At 42.8% G+C, this 9,683-nt stretch carries 1 protein-coding gene, 2 tRNA genes and 4 rRNA genes (1 of these 7 running past the window's edge); all 7 read right to left on the bottom strand.

The window, feature by feature from the left end; all coding sequences use genetic code 11:
- Window positions 1-1,161 (bottom strand): 16S ribosomal RNA (locus tag ACWNCI_RS16385) (it extends 356 nt beyond the left edge of the window).
- Window positions 1,162-2,990: 1,829 nt separating this feature from the next.
- A 5S ribosomal RNA gene (gene rrf / locus ACWNCI_RS16380) occupies window positions 2,991-3,098 on the bottom strand.
- 161 nt (window positions 3,099-3,259) lie between these two features.
- A 23S ribosomal RNA gene (locus ACWNCI_RS16375) occupies window positions 3,260-6,014 on the bottom strand.
- A gap of 204 nt (window positions 6,015-6,218) precedes the next feature.
- A tRNA-Ala gene (locus tag ACWNCI_RS16370) sits at window positions 6,219-6,292 on the bottom strand.
- 84 nt (window positions 6,293-6,376) lie between these two features.
- Window positions 6,377-6,450 (bottom strand) — tRNA-Ile (locus tag ACWNCI_RS16365).
- Between the two features lie 213 nt (window positions 6,451-6,663).
- A 16S ribosomal RNA gene (locus tag ACWNCI_RS16360) occupies window positions 6,664-8,180 on the bottom strand.
- The 16S, 23S and 5S rRNA genes sit together here with 2 tRNA genes alongside, the layout of an rRNA operon.
- An 817-nt stretch (window positions 8,181-8,997) precedes the next feature.
- Complete coding sequence (locus ACWNCI_RS16355; RefSeq protein ID WP_449389114.1) at window positions 8,998-9,681, bottom strand: hypothetical protein; 684 nt, start codon at window positions 9,679-9,681, stop codon at window positions 8,998-9,000.
- Between the last annotated feature and the right edge of the window lie 2 nt (window positions 9,682-9,683).

Below are 9,683 nucleotides of genomic sequence, written 5' to 3'. Positions count from 1 at the left end.
TCCTCTCTACTTGCGTAGGCAGTCTTACTAGAGTCCTCAACTTAATGGTAGCAACTAGTAACAGGGGTTGCGCTCGTTGCAGGACTTAACCTAACACCTCACGGCACGAGCTGACGACAACCATGCAGCACCTTGAAAATTGTCCGAAGAAAAACCCATTTCTGAGCCTGTCAATTCCCATTTAAGCCTTGGTAAGGTTCCTCGCGTATCATCGAATTAAACCACATAATCCACCGCTTGTGCGGGCCCCCGTCAATTCCTTTGAGTTTCATTCTTGCGAACGTACTCCCCAGGTGGCTAACTTATCACTTTCGCTTAGTCTCTGAACCCGAAAGCCCAAAAACGAGTTAGCATCGTTTACGGCGTGGACTACCAGGGTATCTAATCCTGTTCGCTCCCCACGCTTTCGTCCATCAGCGTCAGTTAAGACATAGTGACCTGCCTTCGCAATTGGTGTTCTAAGTAATATCTATGCATTTCACCGCTACACTACTTATTCCAGCCACTTCTACCTTACTCAAGACCCGCAGTATCAATGGCAGTTTCACAGTTAAGCTGTGAGATTTCACCACTGACTTACGGATCCGCCTACGGACCCTTTAAACCCAATAAATCCGGATAACGCTTGCACCCTCCGTATTACCGCGGCTGCTGGCACGGAGTTAGCCGGTGCTTATTCGTACAGTACCTTCAGCTATCTACACGTAGATAGGTTTATCCCTGTACAAAAGAAGTTTACAACCCATAGGGCCGTCGTCCTTCACGCGGGATGGCTGGATCAGGCGCTAACCCATTGTCCAATATTCCTCACTGCTGCCTCCCGTAGGAGTCTGGTCCGTGTCTCAGTACCAGTGTGGGGGATCACCCTCTCAGGCCCCCTAAAGATCATCGACTTGGTGAGCCGTTACCTCACCAACTATCTAATCTTGCGCGTGCCCATCTCTATCCACCTCAGTTTTCAATAATAAATGATGCCATCTATTATATTATGGAGTATTAATCTTCCTTTCGAAAGGCTATCCCCCTGATAAAGGCAGGTTGCACACGTGTTCCGCACCCGTACGCCGCTCTCAAGATCCCGAAAGATCTCTACCGCTCAGCTTGCATGTGTTAGGCCTCCCGCTAGCGTTCATCCTGAGCCAGGATCAAACTCTCCATTGTATGTTTGTTCTTGACTCACTCAAAGTTTTTTAACGCTTTAGTTTTTCCTTACTTGGTTGTTATATTGTATGTCAATGATCTTCAAATCTTCCGCTTCATACTCCGCTACTTTCTCTGTCAGTTTCACGCCGTATTTGCGAGTGCAAAAGTAATAAATTATTTCTTATCAACCAAATGTTTTTTAAAGAATTTTTAAAGAATTTTTAACAACCCTAATCTCCATTCAAACATCCGTCAAACCTACTCCTGCGCTCCCGTTTTATCGGGACTGCAAAGATACTAATCTTTTTTATTCTCACAAATATTTTCTTAAAAAAATTCATGAACTAAATCCGACTTTTAAAAGTATCCTTATTAAATATAAAGGAGTTCTTTCTAATTTATCCGCTCTTCTTAAAAGCTCTTCTGCGCTTACTGAGATACTCTCGTTTTCAGTGGGGCAAAAGTAGTTCTTTTATCCCCTATAATCCTAATTTATTTAAGACAAAATTGGCTCTATGATTAGGCTTGTGGAAAATAACAGGTATAATACACTATTATCTAAACGGTTATCTTAATATTATAGTTATCCACATTAAACGATTACGAATCGATTAAATAATTAAATAAGAATTTGTGTGGAAAAATAATACCAAAAAACAACGAATTCCAGGTAATAGAAGATGAAAATAGCATTGAAAAAAGTGAAAGTATTTTCGTGTATAAAGACTATGGTTACACAAGTAGGATGATTCGCATGGTGTTCTATTCAAAAACAGTCAAGAATTTTCGGTAGATTTTATATTTAATAATTTTACTAGATTTTACAACTAGCAAAAATAATTCAATATGTATAAGGTATGTGAAAGAGAACGTTTTTGCAAGTTTTGTTATTATTTGGGATATTCAAACTCAGGAATGAGCATAAGATTACAATATTCCGTAATGGTACAGGGTAATACAGATCGGGATATTAAAATTCAAGCGACAAATATAGTAATTGATTACTGGTATTGTGTTGAAATAAAAAATGTAGGTTAGAATTTATAGCGTAGATGTATCATATAGAAAGATAAAGTTGACTAAATATAAATAAGAATAAATATGAAAATATTATTCAGTTGATTGAATACAATCCAAAAAAATAAGGATTGATGAAAAAAAATTAAGTAAACTGGTTTAGTAACAACGAGGATATTGCCGGTGATTTATTGAATTTATTCCTCTGAATAAGATCATAAATCCGGGTATTCTAAAATGGTGGTGTTTGACCGATGGCTAATTATTAATCCTATACTATAAGACATTCTACTATCATAAAGCCTGAGAACAACAATCAGCCAGCAGCTTACGGTAGAGATAATAAACCATATGCAAAACAGATGGCTACACAAAGAGTCAAATTAATCTGAAGAGAAAATGACTGTATCTCATTTTACCTAATCTGCTTTCCGAAGTTTTTTATCCTGGATAAGATAGTGGCTAGCACTAAACGAGCTAAAAAAATCTATCACATCTTAAATTTTATAAAATCCGACATTTTTCTGTAGCTTTTTTCGCTTATAGCTATAGTTTAGTTTATTCAACTATCATCTTTGGTTCAGTTCAGGATCGTTTTATTCAGATTCGCATTGTGTGTTAGCAGAATAAAGGGAGTAGAGCGCGTTAAGATGCAGAATGTAGAGGTGTGAGGTTGAAGATGATGGGATATAGGGAATACAGGATTGTGGGTATCGGGGTGTGGGAGTCTTGTTCTAAAAAAGGAGAAGGCTTTTTGGGGATATATGATATTTTAGAGTATGGTAAAAACAAAAAAGTCTCACAGAGTATTCTGTGAGACTTTAAATAAAAACTGGCGGCGACCTACTCTCCCGCGTTAGCAGTACCATCGGCGCTGGTGGGCTTAACTTCTGTGTTCGGAATGGGAACAGGTGAGCCCCACCGCTAAAACCACCCTAAAAGTTGTATATAGCTGTAGGCAGTAGGCTATAAGCTTTAGGCTTACAGCGTAAAGCATACTGCTTTTTATCGGTAAATTTCATCACAAAGGCAAAACCAGTATTCGCACTTATAAGGCTTGGCTTACAGCATATTGCTTTAAGCTTACTGCAACCTTATAGGCTATAAATCTACGGGTAATTAGTACTACTCGGCTATGACATTACTGTCTTTACACCTGTAGCCTATCAACGTGGTCATCTCCCACGACCCTTAAAAGATGTCTCATCTTGAGGCGAGTTTCACACTTATATGCTTTCAGTGTTTATCTCTTCCAAACATAGCTACTCAGCGGTGCACCTGGCGGTACAACTGATACACCAGAGGTTTGTTCAATTCGGTCCTCTCGTACTAGAATCAAGCCCTCTCAAACATCTAACGCCCGCAATAGATAGAGACCGAACTGTCTCACGACGTTCTGAACCCAGCTCGCGTGCCACTTTAATGGGCGAACAGCCCAACCCTTGGGACCTTCTCCAGCCCCAGGATGTGACGAGCCGACATCGAGGTGCCGAACCTCCCCGTCGATGTGAGCTCTTGGGGGAGACTAGCCTGTTATCCCCGGAGTACCTTTTATCCTATGAGCGATGGCCCTTCCATACGGAACCACCGGATCACTATGTCCTGCTTTCGCACCTGATCGACTTGTTGGTCTCACAGTCAAGCACCCTTATGCCATTACACTCTACGCACGGTTACCAAGCGTGCTGAGGGTACCTTTGAAAGCCTCCGTTACTCTTTTGGAGGCGACCACCCCAGTCAAACTACCCACCACGCAATGTCCTTCTGAAAGAAGTTAGGCTCCAAGTAAGTAAAGGGTGGTATTTCAACGTCGGCTCCACCAACACTAGCGTGCCGGCTTCAAAGCCTCCCACCTATCCTACACATTACTTACTCAAAGTCAATACGAAGTTATAGTAAAGGTTCACAGGGTCTTTTCGTCCCATTGCGGGTAATCGGCATCTTCACCGATACTACAATTTCACCGAGCTCGTGGCTGAGACAGTGCCCAGATCGTTACACCATTCGTGCAGGTCGGAACTTACCCGACAAGGAATTTCGCTACCTTAGGACCGTTATAGTTACGGCCGCCGTTTACTGGGGCTTCAGTCAAACGCTTCGCTTACGCTAACGCCCTTCCTTAACCTTCCAGCACCGGGCAGGTGTCAGACCCTATACAGCATCTTTCGATTTAGCAGAGTCCTGTGTTTTTGATAAACAGTCGCCTGGGCCTCTTCACTGCGGCCAACATTGCTGTTGGCGTCTCTTCTTCCGAAGTTACGAGACTATTTTGCCTAGTTCCTTAGCCACGACTCACTCGAGCACCTTAGGATTCTCTCCTCGACCACCTGTGTCGGTTTTGGTACGGGTTGCTTCACTTCGGCTTTTCTTGGATCCGATTTCACTATAACAGCTTCGCCCGAAGGCTAGGCCTTGACACTTCCGTCCGTCTTCAATAGCTACGTCGAACCGTCCCCTTTTTAGTGTGAGCAAGTATGGGAATATTAACCCATTGTCCATCCACTTCCCCTTTCGGGTGCGCGTTAGGTCCCGACTAACCCTCAGCTGATTAGCATGGCTGAGGAAACCTTAGTCTTTCGGTGAGGGGGTTTCTCGCCCCCTTTATCGTTACTTATGCCTACATTTTCTTTTCTATAAGCTCCACCAAGCCTCACGACTCAGCTTCTACGCCGATAGAATGCTCTCCTACCAGATATAATTAATTATAAATCCATAGCTTCGGTATTCTGTTTATGCCCGATTATTATCCATGCCGGACCGCTCGACTAGTGAGCTGTTACGCACTCTTTAAATGAATGGCTGCTTCCAAGCCAACATCCTAGCTGTCAATGCAGTCCAACCGCGTTGCTTCAACTTAACAGAAATTTGGGGACCTTAGCTGTTGGTCTGGGTTCTTTCCCTCTCGGACATGGACCTTAGCACCCATGCCCTCACTGCCGACCATCATTTATTAGCATTCGGAGTTTGTCAGGAATTGGTAGGCGATGAAACCCCCGCATCCAATCAGTAGCTCTACCTCTAATAAACTATAAATCGACGCTGCACCTAAATGCATTTCGGAGAGTACGAGCTATCTCCCAGTTTGATTGGCCTTTCACCCCTACCCACAGGTCATCCGAAGACTTTTCAACGTCAACCGGTTCGGTCCTCCACTTTGTGTTACCAAAGCTTCAACCTGCCCATGGGTAGATCACAAGGTTTCGCGTCTAATCCTACTAACTATGCGCCCTATTCAGACTCGCTTTCGCTCCGGCTCCGGACCTGAAGTCCTTAACCTCGCTAGTAAAATTAACTCGTAGGCTCATTATGCAAAAGGCACGCCGTCACAGAATTAATCTGCTCCGACCGCTTGTAGGCGTACGGTTTCAGGTTCTATTTCACCCTTCTATTCGAAGTGCTTTTCACCTTTCCTTCACAGTACTTGTTCACTATCGGTCTTTCAGGAGTATTTAGCCTTGGAGGATGGTCCCCCCATATTCAGACAGGATTTCACGTGTCCCGCCCTACTCATTTATCATCTATATATGCCTTTCAAATACGGGGCTATCACCCTCTATGGCTGTTCTTTCCAGAACATTCTTCTAAACATATAAAGACTTTTGGGCTAATCCGCTTTCGCTCGCCACTACTTACGGAATCTCTTCGATTTCTTTTCCTCCGGGTACTTAGATGTTTCAGTTCTCCGGGTTTGCTTCCCCTAAGGGATGACAGGTCTTCAACCTGACGGGTTGCCCCATTCGGACATCTGCGGATCAATTCGTGTGTGCCAATCCCCGCAGCTTTTCGCAGCTTACCACGTCCTTCTTCGCCTCTGAAAGCCTAGGCATCCGCCATACGCCCTTAACGATTTCTTTCCTATTTTTAGGTTACTCAAGCACTTATAAGTGCTCGGTTTTCTCTTTGTGATGTCTTTACCGGTAATGTCAATGATCTTTATGCTTGTAATCCTGTAATCAAGTAAAATGTACTAATGACGGCTCCGTCATTATGTAGATATACAATTTCTTTTATTACACTCTTACAATTATACTCTGTACTTACGTACATCATATAATATGTGGAGAATAAGGGAGTCGAACCCTTGACCTCCTGCGTGCAAGGCAGGCGCTCTAGCCAGCTGAGCTAATTCCCCGCTAGTGTAGATGTTAGTAGTTAGAAGTTAGAGATTAGTTAAAACTAACTTCTAATTTCTAGATTCTAACCTCTATATAATTAGTAGTCTCGGGCAGGCTCGAACTGCCGACCTCTACATTATCAGTGTAGCGCTCTAACCAGCTGAGCTACGAGACTTCATCTAATTTTAAATTTTAAATTTTGAATTTTAAATTAATTTTCAAATCTAAAATCTATCATTTATAATCTAAAATCTCTTCCTCCCTTTTACTAATTTCTAGTGGGTTTGTATTTTTAATATAAGCAACCAATAAAAAACTAAAGCTTTACTTTAAGTAAGTACAATGTATCTTGCGATACTTTTTTTGTTTATCGTCAATAGACGCTCTAAAATGAGATGTTCCAGCCGCACCTTCCGGTACGGCTACCTTGTTACGACTTAGCCCTAGTTACCTGTTTTACCCTAGGCAGCTCCTTTTACGGTCACCGACTTCAGGTACCCCAGACTTCCATGGCTTGACGGGCGGTGTGTACAAGGCCCGGGAACGTATTCACCGCGCCATGGCTGATGCGCGATTACTAGCGATTCCAGCTTCATAGAGTCGAGTTGCAGACTCCAATCCGAACTGAGACCGGCTTTCGAGATTCGCATCACATCGCTGTGTAGCTGCCCTCTGTACCGGCCATTGTATTACGTGTGTGGCCCAAGGCGTAAGGGCCGTGATGATTTGACGTCATCCCCACCTTCCTCTCTACTTGCGTAGGCAGTCTTACTAGAGTCCTCAACTTAATGGTAGCAACTAGTAACAGGGGTTGCGCTCGTTGCAGGACTTAACCTAACACCTCACGGCACGAGCTGACGACAACCATGCAGCACCTTGAAAATTGTCCGAAGAAAAACCCATTTCTGAGCCTGTCAATTCCCATTTAAGCCTTGGTAAGGTTCCTCGCGTATCATCGAATTAAACCACATAATCCACCGCTTGTGCGGGCCCCCGTCAATTCCTTTGAGTTTCATTCTTGCGAACGTACTCCCCAGGTGGCTAACTTATCACTTTCGCTTAGTCTCTGAACCCGAAAGCCCAAAAACGAGTTAGCATCGTTTACGGCGTGGACTACCAGGGTATCTAATCCTGTTCGCTCCCCACGCTTTCGTCCATCAGCGTCAGTTAAGACATAGTGACCTGCCTTCGCAATTGGTGTTCTAAGTAATATCTATGCATTTCACCGCTACACTACTTATTCCAGCCACTTCTACCTTACTCAAGACCCGCAGTATCAATGGCAGTTTCACAGTTAAGCTGTGAGATTTCACCACTGACTTACGGATCCGCCTACGGACCCTTTAAACCCAATAAATCCGGATAACGCTTGCACCCTCCGTATTACCGCGGCTGCTGGCACGGAGTTAGCCGGTGCTTATTCGTACAGTACCTTCAGCTATCTACACGTAGATAGGTTTATCCCTGTACAAAAGAAGTTTACAACCCATAGGGCCGTCGTCCTTCACGCGGGATGGCTGGATCAGGCGCTAACCCATTGTCCAATATTCCTCACTGCTGCCTCCCGTAGGAGTCTGGTCCGTGTCTCAGTACCAGTGTGGGGGATCACCCTCTCAGGCCCCCTAAAGATCATCGACTTGGTGAGCCGTTACCTCACCAACTATCTAATCTTGCGCGTGCCCATCTCTATCCACCTCAGTTTTCAATAATAAATGATGCCATCTATTATATTATGGAGTATTAATCTTCCTTTCGAAAGGCTATCCCCCTGATAAAGGCAGGTTGCACACGTGTTCCGCACCCGTACGCCGCTCTCAAGATCCCGAAAGATCTCTACCGCTCAGCTTGCATGTGTTAGGCCTCCCGCTAGCGTTCATCCTGAGCCAGGATCAAACTCTCCATTGTATGTTTGTTCTTGACTCACTCAAAGTTTTTTAACGCTTTAGTTTTTCCTTACTTGGTTGTTATATTGTATGTCAATGATCTTCAAATCTTCCGCTTCATACTCCGCTACTTTCTCTGTCAGTTTCACGCCGTATTTGCGAGTGCAAAAGTAATAAATTATTTCTTATCAACCAAATGTTTTTTAAAGAATTTTTAAAGTTTTTTTGACAACCCTAATCTCCATTCAAACATCCGTCAAACCTACTCCTGCGCTCCCGTTTTATCGGGACTGCAAAGATACTAATCTTTTTTATTCTCACAAATATTTTCTTAAAAAAATTCATGAACTAAATCCGACTTTTAAAAGTATCCTTATTAAATATAAAGGAGTTCTTTCTAATTTATCCGCTCTTCTTAAAGCTCTTCTGCGCTTACTGAGATACTCTCGTTTTCAGTGGGGCAAAAGTAGTACTTTTAAACCTTATAATCCTAATTTACTTAACATAAAGTTTACTTTTGATTCACATTTAATCCTTAACCCACTGAATACGAACGACAATAATTTTAAACTAATGTTTAGTTTCGCGGGTTGGAGTGGATACGAATGGCGGGAAGATCGTTTTTTGAGGAGTGAGGGATTATAAAGACTCACATTTAAATATAAGGGTTACCGGTGAACGGCGCCTTCAACCATAGCCCGGATCGAAGCGGTTACCCCACAGCGGAGTTGGAGGGTTGGGAAGGAATGGGTTTAGCGGTGGGGAGCATGGGAAGTTGCGGCGCGAGGAGTAAGAGCGAAGAGCCGGATCTAGCTACTGAAAAGAAAAAAGCAAAGTTTTCACTCTGCTTTTTGTTTATTGTAAATGACACTGAGAAATTCGGCGTAAGATTTTTCGAGTCCGATAATATCGCCGCTCTTTAAATTAAGCCCTCCGGCACCGGTTTCATCAGCTTTGATTTTTGTGGCTGAAATCTGAAAGTATTGATTCGAACTATTTTCTTTTGGCTGTATTTTAATAGTAGACCCCAAGAGTTTTTTTGTAGAGATCGTGTACACCTGGCCAGGGATCGTCTTTACAACAAGATAAGATCTTGGCGGAATCACATAATCTGTTTTATTGAGAGCGATCTTCTGGTCTTTATCGGAAGAGGCAAATAAATACAGGTTTCCGGTCTGGTCTGTCAATTTATCTTTGGGAAGATAATATAAAGCGAGTTTATAGTTGGCAGGATTGAAGTTTTGTAGTGATCCGTCGACAGTTTCAAAGGGTTTCAATGCAAATGTATTGGCTCCGATTTCTTTTGCCTTTTTATAAATTAAAGAAAAAACATCTGCGTCGTATCTGGAAAATCCCTGAACTTCAATTTCACCCAGATATTCTGCATTTTTTATTTCTTCATTAATTTTATATAGGAATTTGTCTGTGTTTTCATGAGTTTTTTCAACTTTTGTAAGGTACACATTCTGTGCAATAAAAAGCTGTATCATGAATACGAGAGCTGCAATAAGTATTTTTTTCATTA

The organism is Chryseobacterium lineare, assembly GCF_977014045.1.
This window is presented reverse-complemented; position numbering and strand designations above follow the sequence as displayed.